Origin of the sequence: Spiroplasma endosymbiont of Virgichneumon dumeticola, from assembly GCF_964264745.1 — a bacterium.
Classification (GTDB): domain Bacteria; phylum Bacillota_I; class Bacilli_A; order Mycoplasmatales; family VBWQ01; genus Spiroplasma_E.
This window is the reverse complement of record NZ_OZ183478.1, coordinates 1,125,399-1,151,437: the sequence shown is the minus strand read 5'-3', so window position 1 is coordinate 1,151,437 and position 26,039 is coordinate 1,125,399. Positions and strand designations below refer to the sequence as shown.

Annotated in this window: 30 protein-coding genes and 1 pseudogene; 10 read left to right on the top strand and 21 right to left on the bottom strand. The window is 24.4% G+C overall.

Annotated elements, in window-relative coordinates; all coding sequences use genetic code 4:
• Together ACFEL4_RS07360 and ACFEL4_RS07355 are read left to right on the top strand one after the other, a co-directional pair.
• Nucleotides 1-1,356 (top strand): hypothetical protein, encoded by a 1,356-nt coding sequence (locus tag ACFEL4_RS07360; protein ID WP_375317222.1) that lies wholly within the window; start codon nucleotides 1-3, stop codon nucleotides 1,354-1,356.
• Nucleotides 1,310-4,240 (top strand): hypothetical protein, encoded by a 2,931-nt coding sequence (locus ACFEL4_RS07355; RefSeq protein ID WP_375317221.1) that lies wholly within the window; start codon nucleotides 1,310-1,312, stop codon nucleotides 4,238-4,240. The genes ACFEL4_RS07360 and ACFEL4_RS07355 overlap by 47 nt, the downstream gene beginning before the upstream one ends.
• 485 nt (nucleotides 4,241-4,725) lie before the next feature.
• On the opposite strand, the gene ACFEL4_RS07350 is transcribed toward ACFEL4_RS07355, so the two are convergent.
• From ACFEL4_RS07350 to alsS, 17 genes and pseudogenes are all read right to left on the bottom strand, one after another.
• The gene (locus ACFEL4_RS07350) at nucleotides 4,726-5,349 is read right to left on the bottom strand and encodes a hypothetical protein (protein ID WP_375317220.1); all 624 of its coding nucleotides are present in this window, start codon (nucleotides 5,347-5,349) and stop codon (nucleotides 4,726-4,728) included.
• A 114-nt stretch (nucleotides 5,350-5,463) separates the two neighbouring features.
• Complete coding sequence (locus tag ACFEL4_RS07345; protein ID WP_375317219.1) at nucleotides 5,464-5,658, bottom strand: hypothetical protein; 195 nt, start codon at nucleotides 5,656-5,658, stop codon at nucleotides 5,464-5,466.
• 3 nt (nucleotides 5,659-5,661) lie between these two features.
• Nucleotides 5,662-5,856, bottom strand: coding sequence for a hypothetical protein (locus tag ACFEL4_RS07340; RefSeq protein ID WP_375317218.1), 195 nt, complete (start codon nucleotides 5,854-5,856; stop codon nucleotides 5,662-5,664).
• Nucleotides 5,857-5,867: 11 nt separating this feature from the next.
• Nucleotides 5,868-6,029, bottom strand: a complete 162-nt coding sequence (locus tag ACFEL4_RS07335) for a hypothetical protein (protein ID WP_375317217.1) — start codon at nucleotides 6,027-6,029, stop codon at nucleotides 5,868-5,870.
• Between the two features lie 19 nt (nucleotides 6,030-6,048).
• Complete coding sequence (locus ACFEL4_RS07330; protein ID WP_375317216.1) at nucleotides 6,049-6,267, bottom strand: hypothetical protein; 219 nt, start codon at nucleotides 6,265-6,267, stop codon at nucleotides 6,049-6,051.
• Nucleotides 6,267-6,554 carry a hypothetical protein gene (locus ACFEL4_RS07325; protein WP_375317215.1) on the bottom strand — a complete coding sequence of 96 codons (288 nt, stop codon included), beginning with the start codon at nucleotides 6,552-6,554 and terminating at the stop codon, nucleotides 6,267-6,269. The genes ACFEL4_RS07330 and ACFEL4_RS07325 overlap by 1 nt, the downstream gene beginning before the upstream one ends.
• A 314-nt stretch (nucleotides 6,555-6,868) precedes the next feature.
• Nucleotides 6,869-7,708 carry a recombinase RecT gene (locus ACFEL4_RS07320; RefSeq protein ID WP_375317214.1) on the bottom strand — a complete coding sequence of 280 codons (840 nt, stop codon included), beginning with the start codon at nucleotides 7,706-7,708 and terminating at the stop codon, nucleotides 6,869-6,871.
• Nucleotides 7,686-8,357 carry a PD-(D/E)XK nuclease family protein gene (locus ACFEL4_RS07315; protein WP_375317213.1) on the bottom strand — a complete coding sequence of 224 codons (672 nt, stop codon included), beginning with the start codon at nucleotides 8,355-8,357 and terminating at the stop codon, nucleotides 7,686-7,688. Before ACFEL4_RS07315 ends, ACFEL4_RS07320 begins: the two co-directional genes overlap by 23 nt.
• Nucleotides 8,335-8,505 (bottom strand): hypothetical protein, encoded by a 171-nt coding sequence (locus ACFEL4_RS07310; protein WP_375316903.1) that lies wholly within the window; start codon nucleotides 8,503-8,505, stop codon nucleotides 8,335-8,337. The genes ACFEL4_RS07315 and ACFEL4_RS07310 overlap by 23 nt, the downstream gene beginning before the upstream one ends.
• An 89-nt stretch (nucleotides 8,506-8,594) precedes the next feature.
• Nucleotides 8,595-8,816 (bottom strand): hypothetical protein, encoded by a 222-nt coding sequence (locus tag ACFEL4_RS07305; RefSeq protein ID WP_375316904.1) that lies wholly within the window; start codon nucleotides 8,814-8,816, stop codon nucleotides 8,595-8,597.
• Between the two features lie 20 nt (nucleotides 8,817-8,836).
• Nucleotides 8,837-9,028 (bottom strand): hypothetical protein, encoded by a 192-nt coding sequence (locus tag ACFEL4_RS07300; RefSeq protein WP_375316822.1) that lies wholly within the window; start codon nucleotides 9,026-9,028, stop codon nucleotides 8,837-8,839.
• Between the two features lie 11 nt (nucleotides 9,029-9,039).
• The gene (locus tag ACFEL4_RS07295; RefSeq protein ID WP_375316906.1) at nucleotides 9,040-9,213 is read right to left on the bottom strand and encodes a hypothetical protein; all 174 of its coding nucleotides are present in this window, start codon (nucleotides 9,211-9,213) and stop codon (nucleotides 9,040-9,042) included.
• The gene (locus ACFEL4_RS07290; RefSeq protein ID WP_375317212.1) at nucleotides 9,203-9,370 is read right to left on the bottom strand and encodes a hypothetical protein; all 168 of its coding nucleotides are present in this window, start codon (nucleotides 9,368-9,370) and stop codon (nucleotides 9,203-9,205) included. The genes ACFEL4_RS07295 and ACFEL4_RS07290 overlap by 11 nt, the downstream gene beginning before the upstream one ends.
• Nucleotides 9,371-9,376: 6 nt before the next feature.
• On the bottom strand, nucleotides 9,377-9,865 hold the full coding sequence (locus tag ACFEL4_RS07285) for a hypothetical protein (protein ID WP_375316908.1): 489 nt from the start codon (nucleotides 9,863-9,865) through the stop codon (nucleotides 9,377-9,379).
• 408 nt (nucleotides 9,866-10,273) lie between these two features.
• Nucleotides 10,274-10,501 (bottom strand): hypothetical protein, encoded by a 228-nt coding sequence (locus tag ACFEL4_RS07280; RefSeq protein ID WP_375317211.1) that lies wholly within the window; start codon nucleotides 10,499-10,501, stop codon nucleotides 10,274-10,276.
• 213 nt (nucleotides 10,502-10,714) lie between these two features.
• On the bottom strand, nucleotides 10,715-11,437 hold the full coding sequence (gene budA / locus ACFEL4_RS07275) for an acetolactate decarboxylase (protein ID WP_375317210.1): 723 nt from the start codon (nucleotides 11,435-11,437) through the stop codon (nucleotides 10,715-10,717).
• A 19-nt stretch (nucleotides 11,438-11,456) separates the two neighbouring features.
• Nucleotides 11,457-13,122: pseudogene (gene alsS / locus ACFEL4_RS07270) on the bottom strand (acetolactate synthase AlsS).
• 171 nt (nucleotides 13,123-13,293) lie between these two features.
• On the opposite strand from alsS, the gene ACFEL4_RS07265 reads away from it, so the two are divergent.
• The 3 genes from ACFEL4_RS07265 (at nucleotide 13,294) to ACFEL4_RS07255 (ending at nucleotide 16,292) form a co-directional block, all read left to right on the top strand.
• Nucleotides 13,294-14,100, top strand: a complete 807-nt coding sequence (locus ACFEL4_RS07265) for an ABC transporter ATP-binding protein (RefSeq protein WP_375317209.1) — start codon at nucleotides 13,294-13,296, stop codon at nucleotides 14,098-14,100.
• Entirely contained in the window at nucleotides 14,051-14,827 is a 777-nt protein-coding gene (locus ACFEL4_RS07260) for a hypothetical protein (RefSeq protein ID WP_375317208.1), read from the top strand. Before ACFEL4_RS07265 ends, ACFEL4_RS07260 begins: the two co-directional genes overlap by 50 nt.
• A 124-nt stretch (nucleotides 14,828-14,951) precedes the next feature.
• On the top strand, nucleotides 14,952-16,292 hold the full coding sequence (locus ACFEL4_RS07255; protein WP_375317207.1) for a DUF2130 domain-containing protein: 1,341 nt from the start codon (nucleotides 14,952-14,954) through the stop codon (nucleotides 16,290-16,292).
• Between the two features lie 494 nt (nucleotides 16,293-16,786).
• Here the strand turns inward: ACFEL4_RS07255 and ACFEL4_RS07250 are convergent, their stop codons facing one another.
• A complete protein-coding gene (locus ACFEL4_RS07250; RefSeq protein ID WP_375316929.1) occupies nucleotides 16,787-17,176 on the bottom strand; it encodes an IS1595 family transposase in 390 nt (129 codons plus the stop codon).
• Between the two features lie 58 nt (nucleotides 17,177-17,234).
• Entirely contained in the window at nucleotides 17,235-17,606 is a 372-nt protein-coding gene (locus tag ACFEL4_RS07245; protein WP_375317206.1) for a hypothetical protein, read from the bottom strand.
• Between ACFEL4_RS07245 and ACFEL4_RS07240 the strand changes: the two genes are divergently transcribed.
• Both ACFEL4_RS07240 and ACFEL4_RS07235 read left to right on the top strand, forming a co-directional pair.
• Complete coding sequence (locus ACFEL4_RS07240) at nucleotides 17,606-19,123, top strand: hypothetical protein (RefSeq protein ID WP_375317205.1); 1,518 nt, start codon at nucleotides 17,606-17,608, stop codon at nucleotides 19,121-19,123. The genes ACFEL4_RS07245 and ACFEL4_RS07240 overlap by 1 nt on opposite strands.
• A gap of 346 nt (nucleotides 19,124-19,469) precedes the next feature.
• Complete coding sequence (locus tag ACFEL4_RS07235) at nucleotides 19,470-20,279, top strand: hypothetical protein (protein ID WP_375316922.1); 810 nt, start codon at nucleotides 19,470-19,472, stop codon at nucleotides 20,277-20,279.
• Here the strand turns inward: ACFEL4_RS07235 and ACFEL4_RS07230 are convergent.
• Both ACFEL4_RS07230 and ACFEL4_RS07225 read right to left on the bottom strand, forming a co-directional pair.
• Nucleotides 20,185-20,754, bottom strand: a complete 570-nt coding sequence (locus tag ACFEL4_RS07230; RefSeq protein WP_375317204.1) for a recombinase RecT — start codon at nucleotides 20,752-20,754, stop codon at nucleotides 20,185-20,187. The two genes, ACFEL4_RS07235 and ACFEL4_RS07230, sit on opposite strands and share 95 nt — an antisense overlap.
• 417 nt (nucleotides 20,755-21,171) lie before the next feature.
• Entirely contained in the window at nucleotides 21,172-21,864 is a 693-nt protein-coding gene (locus ACFEL4_RS07225; protein ID WP_375317203.1) for a superoxide dismutase, read from the bottom strand.
• Nucleotides 21,865-22,021: 157 nt separating this feature from the next.
• Here ACFEL4_RS07225 and ACFEL4_RS07220 point away from each other — a divergent pair, with 157 nt between their 5' ends.
• From ACFEL4_RS07220 to ACFEL4_RS07210, 3 genes are read left to right on the top strand one after another with little or no spacing between them, the layout of a single operon-like run.
• Entirely contained in the window at nucleotides 22,022-23,107 is a 1,086-nt protein-coding gene (locus ACFEL4_RS07220; RefSeq protein WP_375317202.1) for a CPBP family glutamic-type intramembrane protease, read from the top strand.
• Nucleotides 23,108-23,130: 23 nt separating this feature from the next.
• Nucleotides 23,131-24,060 (top strand): RluA family pseudouridine synthase, encoded by a 930-nt coding sequence (locus ACFEL4_RS07215; protein WP_375317201.1) that lies wholly within the window; start codon nucleotides 23,131-23,133, stop codon nucleotides 24,058-24,060.
• A 37-nt stretch (nucleotides 24,061-24,097) separates the two neighbouring features.
• On the top strand, nucleotides 24,098-26,020 hold the full coding sequence (locus tag ACFEL4_RS07210; protein WP_375317200.1) for a hypothetical protein: 1,923 nt from the start codon (nucleotides 24,098-24,100) through the stop codon (nucleotides 26,018-26,020).
• Nucleotides 26,021-26,039 lie beyond the last annotated feature (19 nt).

The following is a 26,039-nucleotide window of genomic DNA, read 5'->3' as shown; positions in this document are numbered from 1 at the left end:
ATGATAAATACAATGGAATATTTAAGTTGTGATAAATCAAAATGATATATTGATATACCAATGATTATTGCTCAAAAATCAACTAAATTATGATTAGGTAAAGGTTTTTTATTTAATTCAAGTAAAAAAGAAATATTAGATTATCTTAATGATATGAATTTAAAAGATAAATGATTAGAAAAATTTTATAAATTTGGTTTACAAAATTCACTAATGGGTAAAGTATTTATTATGATTATAATTAATGAAGATAATAGTAAATCACTTAAAATATTACCTAATAGTTTTTGTGGTAGAGTTGCTAAATATAATGAACAAGAACAATCAGCAGAATTTTATTTTATTAATGAACAAGCAGATAGTGCTACTTTAACTTGAGTAACAATACAAAATGGAAAAGTTAAATATGAAACATATAAAGATAATAATAAAGATATTATTTTAGGTTCTACAAGAACAAAATTAAAACCAAATATAACACCATTAAAAACTTATGAAATTAAAAATCCATTTAATTATATTCCTATTTTTGAAATAACTAATTTACCAATTATAAATTTATATGGTAATACAACTACTTTAAATGCATATCCAGATTGTACAGCAGTATGAGATTTAATATATGATTTAAATCGTGTTATTAGACAAAAAAGATTAGAAAGAGAATTAAATGTTACTACTTTATTTGCTTCATTAGATAATGAAACAGCAAAAGAAATGCAAGAAAATGGTAATATTATTGAAAATCCTAAAAAAGATATGATAGTTAATGTTGGTAGTGCTGGATATGATAAAAATGGTAATGGTGGTATGCAAATTATACAAGGTAATCCTAAATTTAGTGAATATTGATTAGATTATAATGGTACTGCTAAAGTAATATTTAATGGTGCAGGTTATGATTATGATGAACATGGTAATGATGTTTATACTAATAAAACACAAAGTATGTTTAATAATAAATTTGATATGGAAACAACAGAAATTAAAATAGCATTTTATAGTGCTTATTTTTATCGTATATTTGATTTACTTCTTATTAGTGAAAATTTATGAAATGGTATTGGTGAAAGACCTTATTCATTTAAATTTATACCTATAGCAATGACTGACCAAATTATACAAGACCAAATTATTAATTCAAGATTAAATAATAGCACAATGACAGTAACTGAAGCCATTGGTGAATATGATAATATTGACCAACTTATGGCTGAAAATAAATTAGAAACTATTATTACAGAAAATAAAAAATTAAATAAAGAATTAGGAGATAATGAAAATGAGCAATCATCAACGAATTCAATTAATGAAACACGCACATCTACATCTAAAGAGACAACAAGCAATAATTAAACGTTTAAGTCATTGAAAAATATTTCCATTTATAATTAATAATGGAGCAATACCTTTAACTGAAACTGGTTATAAACCTATTAATAGTAAAATTAGTGATTTTGGTCAATATGAATTAATACTTTCTGGTAATACTCCAGTTGTATGTATTTGAAAAAAAAGTACTAATATATATCAAAAAAATAAAGGTATAACAGACCCAGTAACACATAAAACAACAGGCCAAGATGAATTTTATACTAAACAATATAAAATTGGTGATTATTGAAATGCTTATTTAATTGATGATACAAGTGGTGTAGATTTTGGTGGTTTACCTAATAATAGTTTATTTAAAACAATTTCTACCACAAGACAATATACATTAGTTATGTTTGAAGAACAAATTACAGTAGATGATTATTTACAATTTTTTTGTGTATTTAATGATAAAAATGAAAATATTGGTGGTAATACAGGTAAAAATCAAGATAGACAATTATTATATATTTCAAATGTAACTAATTATTATAGTCCTTATAATGGTGAATTTAGTATGCAAGTATTAACTTTTAGTTCAGTTAATGATAGAGCAGTAGCAAGTGGTCAAAATACACTTGATTATGTACAATATGCAAGCCCAGGTAGTGGTTATGCTTTCCCTACTATTCAAGAAGGAGAAGTAACGTTAAATCGTACTTTAATGCGTGATATTGGAGTTAGATATAGTCATAGACAAAGTTATGGATTAGAATTATTATCTAGTTGTTATTATTATGGTAGACCAATTATTCAAGGTCAAGCACCAATACAACAAGAAAATAAAGAAATATTTGAACAAAAAGTATTTGCTTCAAGAAGATTATTTATTGCTGGTAATAATGAAAAATCTACAACAGGTACGAAAACTAATGGTGGTTTACTTGCTGGTATAAATGATAAAATAACTACTAATAGTCATCCAGAAACTACATTTTATAATTTAATGGATGCTAAACCTACTGGATTTACTAATTTTAAAAATTTTACAGAATGATTAAAAACTTCATTAAATTTTCAAGATAATTTATTTGTTACAAAAGATTTTAAAGGTATGTTAGCATTTGATAAAACAAAAGCAACTAATAGTAATGGTACAGCAATTGGAGAAGCTAAATTCTTTTGAGATAGTGAATGAAATATTAATAATTTAACTGGTAGCTATAATGTAGATATGTCTAGTAATTTTAAATATAAAGACCCAGATACTAATTTAATTATTGGTTCACCAACTGTAGATTATTCAAAAATAAGTCAAAAATATATGTCAGCAATATTAAATTTTAATTCAGTAGTATTTAGTAGTTTAATACAAATGCCTTATGATAGTGTACAATGATTACCATTTGCTTTAAGTGATATACCTTTAATTGGTAAATTATTAAATACTTTAACTTTAGGTATTTGAAGTAGTTGAGTTATTAATCAAAATAATCAACAATATAAAAAAATGTTATATTTTAATGGTTTTATGTCTGCATTTTTTACAAGTAATTTAGAAAATATTATCGGTAATGGTGGTTTAATTCCATTAAATGTATTTACAAATGAAAATGATTTTGCTATTGGTAAATTATTAGGTGCAAATGTTAGTACAACTGCTATGACTATGAAATTAAGTGATAGAGTTAGTGTTTATCCATGAGACCCTACTACTGGGAAGAAATTAAGTGTAAAAGAGCAAATATCAACTGTTGATTTATCACAAAAGAAAAATAATAAAGTTTATATTTTAGCAGAAGATACAGAGTTTTTAGATATAGCTTCACCATTTACAAATGAAGATAAAGATTGTCAATGAAATCCTACCCCTAATGGAGTTAGTGATGGTTCAAATTATGCTTATATTATTGATACAATTGTTACACAAAGTTTACATCAAGGAGAAGAAAGACATACCTTTTATAGTGATAATCCATTTACTTATCAAGGCGATTATAATGAACTTTCAGTTGCTCAATTTAGATATAAAAATAAAGGTGCTTTAACTAATAATGCTTTTAATTGAACTACTTTATATAAATTAAATCATGATGAATATAAAGAAACTGAAGAAACTACCTTTAGTTATCCAGCAGAAATATTACCACCAAGTCCACAAAATATAGCAAAATCAATAATTATTAATACCAGTTTAAGTATTAACTTAAATACAGAAAATATTAACTTAATTAATGATGATGCTACAAGTAATGTTATAGAATGGTCAAACAAAAATAATAGGAAAGTTATTAACTTTAATATTGATTTAAAATCATTATTAGACCCAACATTATTAATTAATACTTTTAATGATTTACAAAGATATTATAAAAGTATAACTATATATTATGATTATGATATTGAAACAACACAAAATTCAAAAAGTGCGGATGCTGGCTCAACTAAAATAAATATTAATAGCGAAAGTTTTAATCCAGCAAAAACAGAAAATACAAGTAAAACTATTGATTTAAAAGATTTAAATATTAATAATGGTAATTATCCACCGCATTCTGAAGATTTTATTGGTAAATTTTATACAATACCATATAATAATGTAGATAATTTAGCGTTAGCATATTATAATTATCATCATGATTGAAAATATTATAAATTAGTTGAAACTGAATTTAATTTAAAAATCGAATATACTCAACCTATTGGTTCATCTTATTTTTATGAACAAAACATTAATAGTTATTATCCAATAAATTTAAGTATAATAAATAATAATAATTTAAATTGAACATTTTATTTAGAAACTAATTTATCAAAAATAGAGTTTAAAAATCATACTCCAAGAGACCAAGATAAAAGTTCAGCATATAGATTTATTAATAATATAAAATCAAACGTATATAAAATAATTTTAAATGCAAGATAATTTGTTAGAATTAAAATATAATTAAATTTTAGGAAGTGATTAAAATATGTATTTTTTAAACAATAATAGAAATGTTGATTGGCCATGATTAAGAGAATTTATACATTCCCCTTATACAATTTCAATTGGCATGTCTATGACTTTTCTTATTTTTATGTTTTTATCTTATAAATTATTTAATTTTTTATGTGAAAATAAGAATTTTAAAAATCATATATATATATATATATGATTAAGTATTTTATTTATAAGTCCAATTTTAATTTATCTTTATGATAATAATTTAAATATAAAACAACTTTATTACATTTATATTATTTTTGGATTTATTGAGTTATTATTTTTTTATTTTATTCCAATAATTTTAAAATTAATTCATAAATTTCCAAAATTAAAATCTATTTTTAATTTCAAAAGAAAACCTAAAAATAATATTCCCCCCCAATCTAATTAAAAAGTTACCTTAATTGGTAACTTTTTTTATTTTATGAAATTGTACATTTCATTGAAATTATTTCTATCATAGTTTCATCAAAAAAATCAGCAATAGTTTTTTCATTTTGAGAATTATTTATTTCTTGAATTAATGATTGGTTCTGTATTTCATCACTAGTATTAATTAATAAAAACTTATTTTCGTTTAATCTTGGTTGTGAATTTATTAATAATGGTGTATTTTCATTTATTTCTTGAGAAGTACTTGGTTGTGATTTAAAAATTTTATTTTTCATTTTCATTTCCTTTCAAAATAAAAAATTATTTTCGTTTAATCTTGGTTGTGAATTTATTAATAATGGTGTATTTTCATTTATTTCTTGAGAAGTACTTGGTTGTGATTTAAAAATTTTATTTTTCATTTTCATTTCCTTTCAAAATAAAAAATTATTTTCGTTTAATCTTGGTTGTGAATTTATTAATAATGGTGTATTTTCATTTATTTCTTGAGAAGTACTTGGTTGTGATTTAAAAATTTTATTTTTCATTTTCATTTCCTTTCAAAATAAAAAATTATTTTCGTTTAATCTTGGTTGTGAATTTATTAATAATGGTGTATTTTCATTTATTTCTTGAGAAGTACTTGGTTGTGATTTAAAAATTTTATTTTTCATTTTCATTTCCTTTCAAAATAAAAAATTATTTACTTAAAACAAAGCAATGAGTTAAAAACTTATATTAAGTTTATATTATTTTTATATCATAAATATTTATTAAATATACATAATTTAATTATTAAGTGCTTTTAATTTAAGTAATTCTAATTGTAAATCTGTATTTTCTTTTTCTTGCATAACGCCACAATGATATTTTTTCTCCATTATTTGTTTTAATATTTTTATTGAATTATTATCATTTTTATTATTATCTAAAATATTAATTAAATCTTCTAGAAGAATAGCAATAAGTATTTTATTTTCCATTATTTACTCCTTATTATCATAATATTCTTTTATTTCTTTTACTTTATTATTAAAATCTAATTGATGTTTTTTACACATTTTAAAAAATTGAATAGAAGTATTTTCTAAATCTGTAGATTGTAATTTAATTAATACTTTTTTATTACAATCTTTAACAATACATTTTAATAATACTTTTTCTTGTTTTGGTTTTTGCATTATTTCACTTCCTAACTAATAACTACTTTTAATGTTTGTTCATTATCTTGTAAATCATATTCAATTTTATTAATATTTTTATTACCATTTTTATGTTCTTTACTATAAATTACAATTTGTCTTTCATATTTATTTATTAATTCAAATCTTGTTACTTTTTTTAAATCTTTCATTATTTATTCTCCTTAATTTTTAATAAACTCATGCTTCAAAATCATCTTTAAATAATTCTTTTTTATATTTTTTATAATATTCAATATAAGCAAAAAACATAAGTTTTTGTAATTTCATATTATTACAATTTTCAACATTATTATATAAATATCGTGCAACAGTCATATAATCTAATTCTGGTTTATCATCTTCAATAATATTATGTTTTTTACATAATTTACAATTAATACATTTCATTATTTATTCTCCTTATTTATATAATATCAACCAATTAATAAACTTTCTGCTTCATCATGATTTGATATTGTTATATTTCAACATTGTTCTTTAATTATTTGTTTTGCTAATTTAATTGATATTTCTTTAGTTCATTTAATTAAAAAATTATCGTCAATATTAAAATTGAATCTATATCAACTTTTTCATTCACTACTACTAATTAACATATCTTTAGTTAATAATTTATTAAATTGTCCAGCAATAAAACCTCTTAAATGGTCTAAAGTTTCTTTACCACGACCCATTTTTGGATTAAATATACCACGTTCAATAATTAAAGTTAATTTACTCAGTATATTATCAATATCACTTTGTTGTAAAAAAGTTTTTTTTTAACAGTTAACATTGAAAAAATAAAATCATTAATTAAATCATTAAAATTATTTGTAATAAAAGAATTAACTTCACTTTTCTTATTAAAACTATAACTTTCTATTAATATTGGTTTTCAATATTCATATGGTGTATTATCTTGATTTTTTTTCAATCTTTACTTATATTTTTTTCTCATAATGTAAACCCAGTATTTTTCATACTTGGGTCTACTGATAATAAGTATTTATTCATTACTAAATACCAACTTATCTAAATTATTTATATTATTTTGTATTTGTTCATAATTAATATTTATTTCTTCTTTTGTTTCTTCAATTTCTTTTAATTTAATTTCTTTATTATCATTATTTGGATTATCAATATATATTTTTTCAGTTTCAGTAATAATTGCTTGGTCACTTTCATATGCTATTTGCATTTCAGTACTCATAATTCCTCATTTTCTTAATAATTGAGTTAATACAGTTTTTAATGCCATACTATCAAAATCACTAACAATAAATTCTTTATTTTTAGCATAAGTTTTAGAATATTTTAAAAAATGTTTTTCTATTTGTTCTTTTGACATATATAAAGTTTTTTCAAAACCATTTATTAATTGAAAATATGCTACATAACCAATAATAGGTTGTTTTAATCTTTCTAAATCATTTTGTATTCAATTAAATTCAATTCCTTTAAGTCTATCTACTTTTTCAATTTCTGTTAATCTAACATCACTTACATTAATTTCTTTATATTGTTGACTACGTAATGATAATTGAATATAACCTTTATAACCCATTTGAAATTGAGCATTATTAATTTTTTCTTTATTATCTCAATAAGGTACAACATAACAATAACCAAAGTTTTTGTCTAATGGTAAATTTAATAATACTGCTTGATAACAACTATTAATAATAGTTTCTGGATGTGCTTTATCTAAACCATATTGATTTGAAATTGCTAATACATTACTTTTAAATTTTTGTATTTCTAAATTATTAATAATTCCTTTATTTTTAATATATTTTTCTACATTACCATTATTAATATTTTTAATTATTAATTCATTTGCCATATTTATCTTCCTTTCAAAGGGCAATTGCCATTTCTCATTCATGTAATAATTCATCTGTTATTTCTACTAATATTTTTTCTACTTTATCTTTTTGAATTCAATAAATATAATGTATATTTGATAAATTAAAACCATTATTTTTTAATATTCAATAATAAGCAATTAATTGTAATATTGATTTTTCTTTATTTTCTTTATACATATTTGATAATGTTTTAAAATCAATTATTGTATATAAATTATTTTCTTCATAAATTAAATCAGGTGTTCCAGCAACAATATCATAAGTAAATACTTGTTCACATATATATTTAGTATTTACTTTAAATTCTTGTAAATTATTTAATAAATTTTCACAATATTGTAAATAATTTTCATTAAATAAATATTTAATATTATTTATTAATTTATCTTTTATATTATTAATATTAATATTTTTAAAATATAATTCTGCTACTTTATGAACAGTTTCTCCTCTTAATCTAGCATTTTCTAATCTATCAAAAGGTACATTTTCATAAGGATTTTTATTACTATATAAATAATATTGAATAATTTTAGATACTGATATTTTTTCTTGATTATTTAAAAAATATTGATGTGTATCTTTTTTAAAAATTAAATTATTATTTTGATTGTTTAATTGCATTTTTAATTAAATTCCTTACAAAATTAGTAATTGACATATTATTATTTTCTAAGCAAAGTTTTTTTAATTCATAATGTTCTTCTTTAGTTAATCTAACAAAAATTTGTTTATTAATTAAATCTTCTATTTTTTTCTTATGTGCTGGCATTAAAATCACCATCCTCTATATCTTTTAATAAATCTTTAATATTAATATATTCTTTCACTGTAAGTTGTAATTCTAAATAATTTCTTAATTTATCCATTATTATTCACTCCTTTAATATCTAATTCCATTACTAATATTTCATAATTTGTAATAAATGCTTTTGTAGTAACTATTCTTTCATAAGTATCATTTAATATAGGATGTTTATAATTTTTATGAAAATTAATAGCATTTTCAATTTTAGTAAATACTTTATATTTTATTTCATCAGTATAATTAACTTTATATTTTAATAAATAAGCATATTGCATTATCTTTTCTCCTTTCTTAATTATTTTAAAAATAACAATCAATCTTTAACTAATTGTGGCATTTCATTAATTATTTTTTTATAATCATTAATTGCTTCTTCTAATATGTTAATTTCAGTAAATTTAAAACAATTCTCAATATGTAAATCAAAATCTCTATCAATTTTGATATCATGTTTTCTATATTTTTCATTAAATTCATTTCTAGTCATTTTATTTCTCCTTAAAAATTTTCTAATTGTAATTCATTAATATAATAGTTATATAAACTATCAGAATTATCACTTGTTAAATGTATATCTTCTTCAATCATTTCATTAATATCTTTATTACAATAATAAGAATTATCTATTTCACTAATTCAAATATATTTTTCATTATGAATATTACATTTCATTATTTTCACCCATTAATTTATAAAAACATTTATTACAAGTTCTATTAGCAAATGAAGATTGTTTATGACAAATATCACAACTATGAGTAATAATATTATTTAAATAAGTTTTTTTATATTCAAGGTTTTCTTTTCATAAATACATATAGATATTCATTCCTTTCTAATATTTTAAATAAAATATTTTTTCATTATGAGTTAATATATCTTTCATTGGTGTTACTATATAATTTATGAATAAATCATTATGATTATATGGATTATTTATTTTAAAACTTTTTCTATCTTGTTCTCATGTAATGTTATATTTAAAACATTCTTCTTCTTTATCATTTTTAAAAATATAATAACCATTATATTGTTCATAAAATTCACAAGATATTAATTCATTTTCATTAGCAGTAACATTTGGTATATTTTTTACATATTTTAAAATTTCACTACCTTTAATACTAGAAATATCATTTGTAATAGATTTTTTACCTAATTTATAATTTCAATCTTCAAATATTTTTATTAATATTTTTTTATTTTTATTATCAATAGTAGTATATTGTGTAGAAAATCATGTTTCATATTCACCAATTTCTAATAATATACCTTTCTCTGTTTCTCTAACTTTACTTTTTAATTCTAAATTAATAGTTGTCATATATATTTCCTTTCTATTACGTATAAGCCTTATCACTTACAGTGATAATAGGCTTATATACTAAATACTTATATCTTCTACTACTACGTAAGGCTTATGCTACTGTAAGTAGCATAAGCCAAGGGTAGGGGGTTGTAGGGGGAAGGGAACCAAAATTTCTTAAATTTTTAAAGAGCATGACAAAAATTACTATTAGTTATATCTGCACTATAGCCTTTAATAATTTTTTATTTAGTTATGTAATAATTAATTACTTTCATAAAGTACAGATTTATCAAAATAATTAATTATAATTGTTTAACAATTAAAAATGAGAGTATTATCTCTCATTTAAGTTCTTATTAATCTAACCATTAACTTGATACGCCCTCGTTTATTACAGATTCAGAAACAAAATATTCAACTTAACTAAGTCATGCCGTCTGTTTGTTTTGTCTTTTTTAGTAATAGATTGTGGAATTCTATTTGTTGTTGGTCATTGTTGGTCATTAGTTGTTGAACTACTAAATGCATTAGCAACTTTCTCTCTTCTCGCTTGTTCGTTAATTTTCCTCATGTTTCATTTGTTTTTCTGGTATGTTCTGCATATGCTTTTTTATCTGCTTCACTTAAATCTGAAAATGGTTTTCATGGCATATCTTTACTTCCTTCCCTAATTATTTTTGAGATTGTTTTTTAAAATAGAAGAAGGTAAATAATGTTTTAATGAATACACTATGTGTGATGATAGAGGATTATTCAAAAGTAACAAAACATGCTTGTTGTACAAGCGAAATAACTAGTACAAACAAAAAAGAGTAAGCATTTTAATTAAATCTTAGGGGTTCAGTCTATCTATCTTTATTTTTCTTATTTTCTTTGTGATTCTGCTTGCTTAATTGCATCTTGTAAATTATTTTCAACAATCTCATATTGTAAATAACTATTACTTGTTGGTAATTGTAATTCCATATTATTTAAGTAACTAATTTCGACATGAATTTTGTTACTAATAACATTAAAAACATGACCACCTTGCATTTTATCATTACTAATAAAATGACTATGAAAACCAGCAACACCGATGGTACTAGCAAATTTAGGAGTTCAAAATCCCACAATATCACCACTGACATTATTAATTGTCATTACTGCTTGGTCTTTAGTTGCTGCTAGTAATGATGGGAAGGGGATTGTTTGTTTTGTAACTGTTCTGACCATAACTTGTTGAAAATTACCAGTAATTTTATAAGCATAAAAAAGATTAGGTGATGGTAATAATTGTGTTATTTTAGTTTCCAATTGTTCATATGTAAGATTATCACAAGCAATTTTGATATTACTTTTGAATCATGTTAATGATGCAAAAGGTGATGTCATATCATTAGTTACTGTTTTCACTTGCCCTGAATTTAACATTTGATAAGCTTTACCTTCTAAGACAATTAATTCACCATCAATACTATCAAAAGTACCAATGCCAAAATCACCCTTTGTTAATAATTCTTTAAAACTAATTGATCCATAAAAATCCTTACTCATGAGTGCAGAAATAGTGGAATATTGATAAAAATTATGATATTTTTTTTCCATAACTAATAATTCTTTCCTTCTAATAAATTTGATTTTCTAACATGGTTTGTCCCAAATTAATATTATCACTATAATCAATGATAACATCAATAATGACTGGTGTTTGATAATTTAATGCTTGTTTTAAAACATCTGCTAATTGTTCTTGTCTTTCAACGCGTAAACCAATAGCACCAAAACTTTCAGCATATTTAACAAAATCAACAGGACCTAAATCAACACCTGATGTTCGTTTATATTTCATAATTTGTTGAAACGCCACCATATCATATGTCCCATCATTTCAAATTAAATGGACAATTGGTAATTTTAATCGTACTGCTGTTTCTAATTCCATGGCTGAAAATAAAAATCCACCATCCCCTGACATTGATACCACTCGTTGATTTGGTCGTACTAGTGCTGCGCCAATGGCTCACGGCAATGCTACCCCTAAGGTTTGCATACCATTAGAAAATAATAATGTTCGTGGTTTATAACTACGGAAATAGCGAGCCATTCAAATATAATGAGAACCAACATCACAAGTAACAGTAACACTATCATCAATTATACTGCGTAAGGTATTAATTAAAAATAAGGGATGAACCTTAGCGTCTTTTTTTAAACGTTATTTGTTGATTATCGCTTAATTTAGCTTGTAATTTATTTAAAAATAATAATTTTTCTTTACTTAGTTTTAAACCTTTAAATTGTTCGTTAAATGTTTTTAATGTTAAACTAATATTACCAATAATTTCTAATACTGGTTGATAAAAATTATCAATATCACTAATTACTTCATCAATGTTAATCACTGGTGTTAAATTTTTATTTCAAATGCGTGGATAGTATTCAATAGGATCATAACCGATGGTTATGATTAAGTCAGCGGCATTTAATAAATCATCACCTGGTTGATTTTTAAATAAACCTAACCGTCCATAGAAATTGCTTTCTAATTCACGCGTGATGATTCCTGCTGCTTGAAATGTTTCAACCACTGGAAAACTATGGTTACGTAAAATGTTACCAATTTCTGTTGTGACACTAGTACTAGAAGCTCGCATTCCTAATAAAAAGACAGGTAACTTAGCAGCGTTTATTTTGTTAATCAATGCTTTAATTGTTTCATTAGTAGGAATTCCTAATTTAGGTTCATTAGTAACTGCAGCAACTGCTTGCACTGCTACTGGTGAGGTAATAATATCAGCAGGTAATGAAACAAAACTAGCACCAGGTATTCCATTTTCAGCACTACGAAAAGCATTAGTGATAGTTTCTAAAATATTATCTTGATGAATAACTTCTTTTGAAAACTTAGTAATTGGTGCAAATAAAGCAGCATTGTTCATTGATTGATGTGTACGTTTTAAACGGTCTTGTCGTTGCACATTTCCAGCAATGGCAACAATGGGATCGCCTTCAGCATTAGCTGTTACTAACCCTGTAGCTAAATTAGAAGCACCAGGCCCTGAGGTTACTAACACAACTCCCGCCTTACCGGTAATTCTACCCATGGCTGTTGCCATAAAAGCAGCATTTTGTTCATGCCTTGCCACAATTAATTGTGGACCACGATCATTTAAAACATCAAACACTTTATCAATTTTAGCACCAGGAATTCCAAAAATATATTTAACCCCTTGATTAATTAACGTGTCAACAACTAAATCAGCACCAGTTTTTATGAAATCTTTTTTCATATGTTGTTTCTCCTTATATATCTACATCTTCTTTTACTAATAAAATCTTAACACCAAATAAATCATTCTTATAAAAAATATCAAAAACCAATTGTAAAAGGATTAAGAATTTAGCTAATAATTATGATAATATTTATAAAGATTTATTCATTTAGAAAGGAACATTCACCTATGACTAAAAATGAAAAAAATAATGTTGAAATCATTAATGTTTCTAAAAGCTATAACAAAAATGTGGTAATTAAAAACATTAGTTTAGACGTTCCCATTGGTTCACGAATTGGGATTGTTGGCCCAAATGGAACAGGAAAAACTACAATTTGTGAAATGATTTCGCAATTACGAGCACCTACTAGTGGTACTATTAATATAAAAGATGATTTAAAAATTGGAATGCAATTACAAGAAACTAAATATCCGCGTGGTTTTACTGGTTGAGATATGGCACAATTTTATTTGCGTGCTTATCGTTTAAACAAATCAATTCAAGATATTCAAAAATTATTATATTATTTAGATGCTGAAGCATTTATTAATAAACCGATTATTACATTATCAGGAGGACAGCAACAAAAGATTAATATTTTATTAGCATTAATTGTTGAACCAGAATTATTAATATTAGATGAATTAGCCACTGGATTAGATTTGGAAGTTCGCGAACGAATTTATGAACTACTAGAAAAAGAAGTTTTTATTAAACCTGATTTATCAGTTTTAATTGTTTCACACAATATGCAAGAAATTGAGCGTTTCTGTCAACAGGTTATTTTTATGTTTGAAGGTGCAATTACTAGTGTTAATGATGTTAAAACTATTGTTGAAGAATATGGTAGTGTTGAAGAATATGTTAAAACTAAATTTAAAGAATATAAAATTGGTATGTATGATACTGAAGAATTAGCAAAACGTTTAGGAGGTGGAAGTAATGAAAAATGAGCTAAGTCATGAAAAAAACATCTTAAAAAACAAAATTAATGATTGAGCAGTTATTAATTTATTTATTAGCTATTTAAAAAGTAATCGTTCGATTATTTTATTTTCCGTTTTAATTTCACCATTAATTTTTATTGCCGCTTCAATTTGAGGTAATAATTTGGTGTTAGCATCACCTAGTGGCAAAAGTATTGGACGAATTGTATTAATGATTATTTGATTAACACAAACTGCTTCATTGTCAATTCAAACTTTTTTAGCAATTTTATTAGATTTAAAACAGAGTGTTGTTTATCGTCGCATTGGATTAACACGGATTAGTAGAACTAAATTTATTATTATGTCCTCATTATTCAACTTAGCACTAATTTTAATTTCTGATATCATTATTTTTATTGGAGTAATCATTGTGGGGTATGCTGTTCCTTTATCACCAATGTTATCATCAATCCTTAGCTGACAAATATTAATCATTATCTTATTTACGTTAGTATTATCAATTACTATTACTGGTGTGGCCTTGTTAATGTCAGTGCTTATTAAAAGTCGTACTGGACAAGCGATTGCTAGTTTATTTACTAGTTTATTAATTGTTGCTCCTTTAATTGTTTTAACTTATTTTTTAAGTGGCATTGTTAGTTCTAATTTTATTAGTATGATTGGTATCGGTGGTGTTATTGGTATTTTTGTTGGTGCCTTTCTCGTTATTACTGTAATAAGCTGTGTTATTTATTTCTTAACATGAAAGTTATTTAAATGATTTGATTAAATTATTAATGTAATAACACTACTTTATTTAAAATTTTCCTTAATTTTTCCTTTATATACTGTACACTTATAATTATTACGTTCAATTTAGAAAGGAAAATAACTAATTTATGGCATTTAAAATTATGTGTCCTCATTGTCACAAACCAATTACCGAAAAAGATTTTCAAGAAAATGAACAAGCGATTGCTCATTTACAAGAATTTTTTAATAGTCAAGAAGCAAAATATCAACAAACATTAACAGATAAATTGCATAGTCAGTGATTAACACAACAAAAAGCGATTTTAGAAGCACAACTAAAAACCCAAGAAACACAATTAACAAAAGACCAACAAAAAGTTGTTCAACAATTAAATACCGAAAAACAAAAAGAATTAAATAATCTTAATAATAAAATCCAAGAATTAGAAGTAATAAATCAAACTAATGAACAAAAAATTAAAGCAGCACTTAGTGAAAAAGAAGTAATATTAAATAAACAACATCAACTAGAAATTGATCAATTACAATCACAACTCAACGCTTTACTAACAGAAAGTAAAATTACTACTGAAAAAATTCAAACAGCAGTTAAAGAAACTACTTTACAATTAAATGCTGAAAAACAAAAAGAGTTAAATAACCTTAATAATAAAATCCAAGAATTAGAAGTAATAAATAAAAACTTCGAATCCGAACTAAAAGCCCAACTAACTGCAAAAGAATTATCTGTTGTAAAAGAGAAACAAACAATAATTGATACTATTAAAGACCAAACTATTAAAAAAGAAAGTGAATTAAATTTAAAAATTACTGAACTAACATTAAAACTAGAACAAGGACGTAGTATTAAAAGTGGTATTTTAGGTTCTAATTTAGAAAACGATTTTGAACGAACAATGAACACTTTTTACTTAAGCGATAACTTTGAAAAAACAACAAAAGCTATTAATGGTCGCAAACCTGATTTTATGTTAGGCATTACTAATCCACGCAATGAAAAAAAAGAAATGGGAAAAATCTTATTTGAATTAAAAAATCAAGAGAAATTAGCACTTAGTGATGTTGAAGACAAGTTAGCCAAAGAATTAAAAGAATGAAATGGTGACTTTGGACTAATTATTTGAACATATGCTCATGCCCCATTTACGCATTCTAAAACACACAATAATATTTTCATTGTTAATACTGATTTTGAAATTTTAGTATTAATAGTTAATGTTTTAAAAATGTTAATCAACAAGCGTTTTACCTTAGAAAACCAACAACAAATTAAAAACCAAGATGAAAAAATGATGGAAAAATTTAAATCATGAATGGAAAATGACTTTAATAAACTAATTGGAAAAGTTATGGGTGAATTTGATAAATTTGATAAAAGTATTTCCGATTTAGGAAAAACAACTACTAATTTAACAAAAATTAAAGATAATTTAAAAATAATTCTAACTGAAAAAATCGAGAATAAACTAAAAACTTTCTAAACTTTTGTGATATGTTATAATTATTTAACAAGTCACTGGTGGGGGTAGAGGAAATGAAAAAGATTCTTAGATTTTTCACGTTTTTTAGTAGCTTATTGATAGTTACTATTAACAGTTTACTAGTAACAGGGTGTTCATTATTTGTTCATGATTTTAACCGTAATGACAATGTTAGTATGGGGTGAATAAAGTTAATAGTTATAATTTAATTTTCTTTAAATAAAAGACAACATTAAACTATTTAATTGTTGCTATAATTATATCATATTTTGTTAAATAAACAAAGTATTTTAATGTTTTATTTTATTATTTTATAACAAAAATTCCTAACTATTTAGGTAAAGATTTATTAAGTTTTTAAAATATTAAAGTAAAAGATTTAATTTATTAATTCTTGCTGAATTAATTAAGGCTTTTCTCCCTTTATGTACTATTTTTAAATTTTATCACATAAATGCTGAGAAAAGCCTATCTACGGACTTCTCCCCACATTTTTAAATTAAACATAGCATTACAGTTTCAAAACTAGGTATGTTATTGAATTTATATGCAGCTTCTTTTGCATATAAATGAATATGATGTTTTGCAACTTTGATATGTGTTTTAAATGTTCTTCGTATATGTTTTCATACTGACTCAATTTGGTTGGTATTTACACCAGTTTTTGAAACATAGCCATCTTGATGGTTAACTGTTTCATGCTTAGTGAAAACCGATTTCAAATCGCGATATCCTTTTCAAGAATCAGTATGTACATCACACTTTGAAGAAATGTGGTTTATTGCAAACTGCAAAAGATTTTTACTGTTTGCGTTTTTCAATACTTTCACAATCAGATTGTTGGTTGTTTTTTCATAAATACCAACAATCAAGGTTTTGTTCAACAAGGATCTTCCTTGTTTTTTAAACCCATATGTGAAAGATACATTTCATCCATTTGCACTATGCCCTCAACAATGAATTGAGGTTCTTGTTGAGCAATGGCACTTCGGATTTATGACCCATTCTTCAAGCTGTTTTCAAGGTCACTCCCAATTCTTTTGCAACATCAGTTGATGGAATTCCATGTTTGGTGTTTATTCATCTAAAGATGAGATAAAACCAAGATATTAAAGGTGTTTGTGACTTTGAAAATATAGTGCCCGTGAGAATACTGAATGTTTGATGACATTTCAAACATATCATTTTTCTTAAATTAGAAGTATTCCAATTAAAACTAGAACACCTAATACATTTGCTTTGTTTCAAACTTGCTATATATGCAAGACATTGTTTTTCAGTTTGAAAAGTATTATTGAACTCATTCAATTTCATTGTTTCCTCCACAAGTACATGTGGGTAGAAGTCCGAATAATTATTTTAATAAATTTATTTCAAATTGTGGTGAAGATAGTCCTTTAAATAAATATATTCCTTATACTAATTTAGAATCATCAGATACTAGAACTAAAATCACTATTACTCATCCACAAAATAGATCAAGACCGGTTATTAATATTGATACTAGAGGTATTAATACATCTACTACAGTACCTGAATTTAAAAGTCCAAAAGAAACTATTGATATTAAATATGATAAAGAAACTCATATAGTTAATAGTGATGTTAGTGATAAAGTAATTTATTTTGATGACCTTGATGATAGAAAAAATGCTATTGAAATTTTAAAACATACTTTAGTACCTAATTTTATATATAAATGAGTTGCTTATAAAAATTTTGATCCTTTTACAGAAGATTACTCAAGTTATTTAAATGGAACTTTAATTCCTAAAAAATATGCAGATGATAAATTACAAAATAAGTTAATTGCTGGTACTAATATAACTATTGATAAAGAAACTAATACTATTAGTGCTACTGGTGGTAGTTCAGCTGATGAAAATAGAATATTTAATAATAAAAATGATAAAGATAATACAACAAGATTAGTTAATGATGTTATAAATGTTGGAAATAGAACATTAATTTATAAAAATAAAAGTGGTCCTTCAGTAACAGATGATAATGATATTACAAATAAAAAATATGTTGATGAAAAAATAAAATCTTTAAATGTTATTAAATGAAAAAATGTTGGTACAAAAGAAAGTAACATTAAAATTAATTATGATTTTAAAGTAAATACTTTATATAGAGTTGGTTATTGTTGAAAAAATGTAGAAAAAAGTCCAATTATATATATGCAATTTTTATGACAAGGTGAAGGTGCTGTATTAGCTAGTTTTTTTAAAGGTATTTCTGGAAAAAGAATTACTGAAGCTTATGTTGATTTAGTAGTTATTTCAAATGCTATTGCAATGGATAGATTTAATGATGATGAAGGTAAAATATATTCATTAGAAGAAGAAATAAAAGAAAATACTTATAAAATCACTAGTAATACATTAGATATTACTTCACCAAGTATAATTAATATAGATAAACCAATTAAAATTAATTCAAAAAGTTTAGAAACTAATGAAATAGAAGACAATTGTTGAGATATTGAATTAAAAGATAATCCAACACCAAATCCTAACCCAAGTGTTCCACAATGAAAAGAAGTAGCAGTTAGTACTGATTTAGTAACAATTAATTATAATTTAAAAAATAAAAATTATTATCGAGTATTCTATAATGGACGTACTAGAGATTTAATTACTAATATTGAGAAAGGTACACATGAAATAAAAGAATTTTATTATCAAGATAATGAAAATGCTTTTATGTTAGGTATTTTTAATATGATGTTAACTGGAATGCCTATGTATATTAAAAATAATGGAGTTAGTTTATATGCTGAAGCACGGATGTGTAATTTATGAAAATTAGAAGAATTACAGGAATAATATTACGAATAAAGAATTTACTTATCTTAATGAAATTAGTTATTGATTATTAAATAAAAGTGATTTTACTCATAGTGAATATAATCTTAGTGGTTCACGATATAGTAGTAAAACATATAGTATTGCAGAAGAATTAGCAATATTAATAGCTATTTCAATTAAAGTTAATAAATCAATCGCTATATATTGTTTTAGAAAATTAAATAAAGATACTAATGATTTAGTAAAAGAAATATATAATGCTTTAATAACAATAGGTTTAAATGATTATAAAGATTTTACTTTAAAATACCCTAATAAGCAAGCAGACTTTCGTTTTAAAGGCTCTAAATCATTTATAAGAGTAATGGGTGTATATAGTAATTCAAATGATAGAATACCTTTAAAAGGTCTTTCTCGTAGTGAAATAAAAGGTTTTGATTTATCAATTGAATGATGTGAAGAAGCAAATGAATTTACTCAGCAAGAATTTCAAACAATAACATTTGCATTAGGTAATGCTAAAAAAAGAATAAAAATAATTTTGGTGGTGATTAATATGATAAATACAATGGAATATTTAAGTTGTGATAAATCAAAATGATATATTGATATACCAATGATTATTGCTCAAAAATCAACTAAATTATGATTAGGTAAAGGTTTTTTATTTAATTCAAGTAAAAAAGAAATATTAGATTATCTTAATGATATGAATTTAAAAGATAAATGATTAGAAAAATTTTATAAATTTGGTTTACAAAATTCACTAATGGGTAAAGTATTTATTATGATTATAATTAATGAAGATAATAGTAAATCCCTTAAAATATTACCTAATAGTTTTTGTGGTAGAGTTGCTAAATATAATGAACAAGAACAATCAGCAGAATTTTATTTTATTAATGAACAAGCAGATAGTGCTACTTTAACATGAGTAACAATACAAAATGGAAAAGTTAAATATGAAACATATAAAGATAATAATAAAGATATTATTTTAGGTTCTACAAGAACAAAATTAAAACCAAATATAACACCATTAAAAACTTATGAAATTAAAAATCCATTTAATTATATACCTATTTTAAAAAATGTTTTTCTATTTGTTCTTTTGACATATATAAAGTTTTTTCAAAACCATTTACTAATTGAAAATATGCTACATAACCAATAATAGGTTGTTTTAATCTTTCTAAATCATTTTGTATTCAATTAAATTCAATTCCTTTAAGTCTATCTACTTTTTCAATTTCTGTTAATCTAACATCACTAACATTAATTTCTTTATATTGTTGACTACGTAATGATAATTGAATATAACCTTTATATCCCATTTGAAATTGAGCATTATTAATTTTTACTTTATTATCTCAATAAGGTACAACATAACAATAACCAAAGTTTTTTTCTAATGGTAAATTTAATAATACTGCTTGATAACAACTATTAATAATAGTTTCTGGATGTGCTTCATCTAAACCATATTGATTTGAAATTGCTAATACATTACTTTTAAATTTTTGTATTTCTAAATTATCAATAGTAGTATATTGTGTAGAAAATCATGTTTCATATTCACAAATTTCTAATAATATACCTTTCTCTGTTTCTCTAACTTTACTTTTTAATTCTAAATTAATAGTTGTCATATATATTTCCTTTCTATTCTACGTATAAGCCTTATCACTTACAGTGATAATAAGCTTATATACTAATACTTATATCTTCTACTACGTAAGGCTTTGCTACTGTAAGTAGCAAAGCCAAGGGTAGGGGGTTGTAGAGGGAAGGGAACCAAAATTTCTTAAATTTTAAAAGAACATGACAAAAATTACTATTAGTTATATCTGCACTATAGCCTTTAATAATTTTTTATTTAGTTATGTAATAATTAATTACTTTCATAAAGTACAGATTTATCAAAATAATTAATTATAATTGTTTAACAATTAAAAATGAGAGTATTATCTCTCATTTAAGTTCTTATTAAATCTAACTATTAACTTGATACGCCCCACTTTTTTTAAGAGAACTTCTTGTAAAGTTGCTAATCACACGCAAGAGTATTATTTAACATTCTTTAATTTTAAATAATTTTGATAGTACTCCTCTACTTTTTCTCAATTAATAACTTGTAATAATGCTTTTAAATATTCTTCACGATTATCTTTATATTGTAAATAATAAGCGTGCTCTCAAATATCTAAAGCAATAATAGGTGTCATATTTAAAAATCACGGATTATCTTGATTAAATGTTTTATATAATCTTAACTTTCCAATATTATCAATAACTAATCATGCCCAACCGCTACCAAAAATTTCCAGGGCTGTATTAATTATTCCTTCACTAAATTTCTCATAAGAATCAAAACGAGCAATAATCTCTTTTCCAATTCGTGATTCACTGTTAAATGGTTTATCCTTTCCTAAAATTGAAAAGAAAAAATTATGGTTTATTAACCCGCCCCCAAATTGGCGAATATTACTTTGTAATTTCTTCACATTACAATTTTCTTTATTTTCACATGTATCTTCTAATTTACAATAGTTACTTAATAAATGATTTAACTCACCCTTAGCTTCACAATTATAACTAGTAAAAACTTTTGGATGTTTACCTAGAACCTTTTTTAAAGACGTTAAATAACCACGATGATATTTATCATAGTGATATTTCATCGTTTCTTTTGAAATATAAGGTTCTAGGGCATCATAACTATACGGTAATTCGATAATATCTATTTCATATTTAGGCATTTTGTGCTCTTTCTCCTTCTTTATACATTTCATGTTTCATTTTGTATTTATACTAAAATAATACAATAATAACAAGTTTATTACCAAGATTTAATACTATATGTTATACTAGAAATTAATGAACTAATTAATTTCAAATAACAAAGGAGTGATTTTCTTGAAACAAAGTTTATATGGTTTTAATAAAAAATCTATTCAAATTAATGTTTCTCAAAACAATAATATCACACGTAAAATTAATGTAAATGAAACTGATAAGATTAATGAATATAATTTGCAAAAAACATTAAAAAAGGTTACTTTTATTGATAAATTTACCTCAAAAGCACTTACAAGTGATGAAAATTACAGTTTTAACTTTAAAACTGCCAAATGAAGTTTAACTATTATTTATATCGTTTCCTTTATCGCCATTCCCATTTTATATAGTATTATTAAATCCTATGCTTTTCATAATAAAAGCAATGATTTTCTTGATATTTTTATTTACTATCTATTACCAATTTTGGGTCTTATTGTTTCATTAGCAATTGATAACCAAACAATGATAAGAAAAGGGGGGTGAGCTGCATATACTCATTGTATTTTCGGTTTCATTAGTATGATTTTTGCTTCCATTTTCCTAATAAGTACTAAACTTATTTCAGGAAAAAGTGATGATGTTAATTCAATAGCAACCATGTTCTTAATTCAACAATTATTCCAACTAATAGGTTCGATTTTAGTGATTACATTTTGTAAATCATTACGTGCAAGAATCATAGCAACAATTAAAGGTGCTAAACTTGATTTAATCACATGAATTACAATCTTTCTTGTGATAGGTACAGTTCTTAATGTATTAATAAATTTAATCCCCCAATTTACTAGTACTAATCTTTTAACTGACAATGATACTTCAAAAAATCAAGATAATTTAAATTTATTAATGAAAACACCATATGGCATTTTTAGTTTAATTCTTGGTACAATCTTTATTGCTCCTTTAAATGAAGAAATATCATACCGCCATGGTACATTCACAATTGTTCGTTATCGTTGATTAGGATACGTTGCTTCATTAATTTACTTTCCATCAATGCATGTAATGGATGGTGGCGATTGAAATCATATTGTAGGATACTTAGCAATTGGTGCTTTATTACCACTGCTATTTGTTATGACACGCGGTAATGTTACATACACTATTGGCTTACATGCCTTTTCCAACATCTTAGCCACTGCTACTGGTTTTATTAAATAACCCCCTCAAAGGAGAGATAACACATGACAACACTAATAATCACTGCTAATGATGCAGAACAAACTTTAATCAACTATTTAAAAAAGGTTTTTAAAACTTTACCTCTCTCGCAAATTTATCGTTTATTTAGAACCAAAAAAATTCGTGTCAATGGTAAACAAATTACTGACTTTAAATTTCGTTTAACTGAAAATGATAAAATTGATATTTATGAAAGCAATTTATTAGTTAACTATAAACCAGAAAAACTGCCCAAAGAACCACCTATTGATTTAGTATATGAAGATGATAACTTCTTAATCGTTGATAAACCTCATAACTTAGTAGTTCACCAACCATATGGTTCTAATCTTGATACCATGGTTCGTTACTACTTACAGCAAAAAAATCCTAAAGCTGCAAGAGAACAAACTTTTACTATTAGTCATCAATATCGGTTAGATAAACTAACAAAAGGATTAATTATTTATCCTAAACACAAAATAACTCAAAATGCTTTTTATGAAGCTAACCAAAATGGTAGTATTATAAAAAAATATCTTGCCATTTGCAAAGGGCAACTAACAAAAACATTAGACATTTCTGGTTTTATTACTCATGTTGAAGATGAAATGAAAATGATTTTTAGCATGGAATCTTATGAACAAAGCAAAAGTTGTACTACTATTTTTACTCCCTTATTTATGACAAAAAACTTTACTTTAATTGAATGTCAACTAATAACAGGACGAAAACACCAAATTCGTGCTACTTTACAATTTTTAAACTTACCAATTGTTGGTGATACTAAATACGGTTCGACAATTACCTCTCCCCAAAAGATTGCATTATATGCCTATTATTTAGGTTTTAATAATTTAACAGGAACCTTATCGTATTTAAATGAAAAAGAATTTATCTTAAAAGAATTAATTCCTAATTTAATTAACCAGATGAAACTAGAAAAATGATAAAATTACTTTATACTAAGATGCAGATTGGGTGAAGGTAATGTCAACTAAAAAAGGTGTTTTTAATACAGTCATTGGAGTTATCATGACAATTATCATTTCAATTCTCCAGTTGACTTTCCTTTATATCACTGCCAACACCTATGGCGCACAAATTAACGGATTGATCCGTGTTATTATTTCCTTCTTGACATATTTAAGTTTAACAGAAGGTGGACTTGGTTTAATTACCATTTTTTCTTTATACCGTCCTTTACAAAATGACGACTATGAAACTGTTAATGATATTATCAATACAACAAGAAAAAACTACCAACACTCAGGAAAAATTTATTTAATTATTCTTGTTAGTGCCGGATTTTTATTAGGTCTTTCTAGTCAGTATCTTCCTAATTTAGGTTTAAAAATGGATATTCCCTTCTGACAAATCGCATTAATTATCATTTCTTTAGGTTCTCGTGAACTAACATTTTTTTATTTTAGTGGTGCTTATCAAAATTTAATTCAAGCTGACCAAAAAGGTTATCTAAATCGCTTAATTTTTATTTTTTCAGAAATTATTATGTACATTTTAATTATTATATTAATGGTTATTAGAACACCAAATAATGAACCAATTAGTATGTACATCCCGTTTTTTGCCTATTTTATTTGTGGATTACTAAAAGTGCTTGTCACTTATCTAGTAGTTAAAATTGAATACCCATGATTACAGCATAAAAAATGAACACAACAACGACGCATGCTAAAACAATCATGATGAATAGCGTTAAACCGTTTACCTGAAATGATTATTTCCAATATTGATATTATTCTTATTACTTTATTTTTATCACTAACCACAACATCGATTTATGCTATTTATTTAATTATTGCCACAACCATGCGTTCCATTGCTTTAATTCTAATTAGTTCCTTTCGGGAAGTGTTTGGTTATTGAATTGCCAAAAGTGGACGAATTCGGTGAACTGTCTATACCAAATTTGAACTATATGCTTACATGGTTGCTGGTTTCTTATTTATTAACCAGTTCATTATTACTCCTTATTTAGTATCAACGTTAGGAGTAGCCAATAGTATCAATATTGCTCATGCTACTGAGTTTAAATCATCAGAAAGGTTATTTACTAACTTATTTCTAAACCAACCATGATTTATCTTATTATTTTCTTTAAAAAATACAATTCAAGTGGCAACAGAGCCAGGAAAAGTTATTGTTAATACCACTGTTAAACACAAAGAAACGATTTGAGGTTCTTATATCCAAGCTATTATTAATGTTAGTTTAGGTGTTATTTTAGGTTGAACATTATCAAGCTACGGTAATCGTGGTCATGATTATCAACTTTTAGCTCTGGCACTATATATGATTATTTTAGCTAGTTGTCTTGGATGAATTTATCGTTTAATTTCAATTTGGGTTTATGTATGAAAACACTTAACTTACAATAGTGATTTACGATTTATTATTCAAAATACCTTAGTTTTAATTTTACCAATTTTAACAGTTGTCTTATTTGGTATCATTTATTTTTTTAAACTGCACCCACCAAATATTGATTTCCGCGATGTTAAGTTTACACTAAAAGTCACTGGTTATTCATTACTTTACTCAGCACTACTAATTTTGGTTCTGTCCATGACCATTAACTTCCGGCAATTTTGATCAATTTTTAACTTTAAAAAGTTTTTTAAAAATCTCTTTGCTCGCAAACGAAAACAAAAACATTTTATGGATCAAGAAATCCAAGAATTTTTCAAGGATACTAACAAAAATAAAAATGCTTTTACTAACAAAACTTTTGACTGAACAGCAACTTACCAAAATACCAATATTAACATTGATGATTTTATTGAAAAAGAACTACTACGAAAACAAGAACTAAAAAATGATACTAACAAAGAAAAAACTAAAGAACAAGAAGACACACTACGCGTTGGTGTTTATAAAATTAGAGGTTAATTGAATTTAAGGAGCAAAC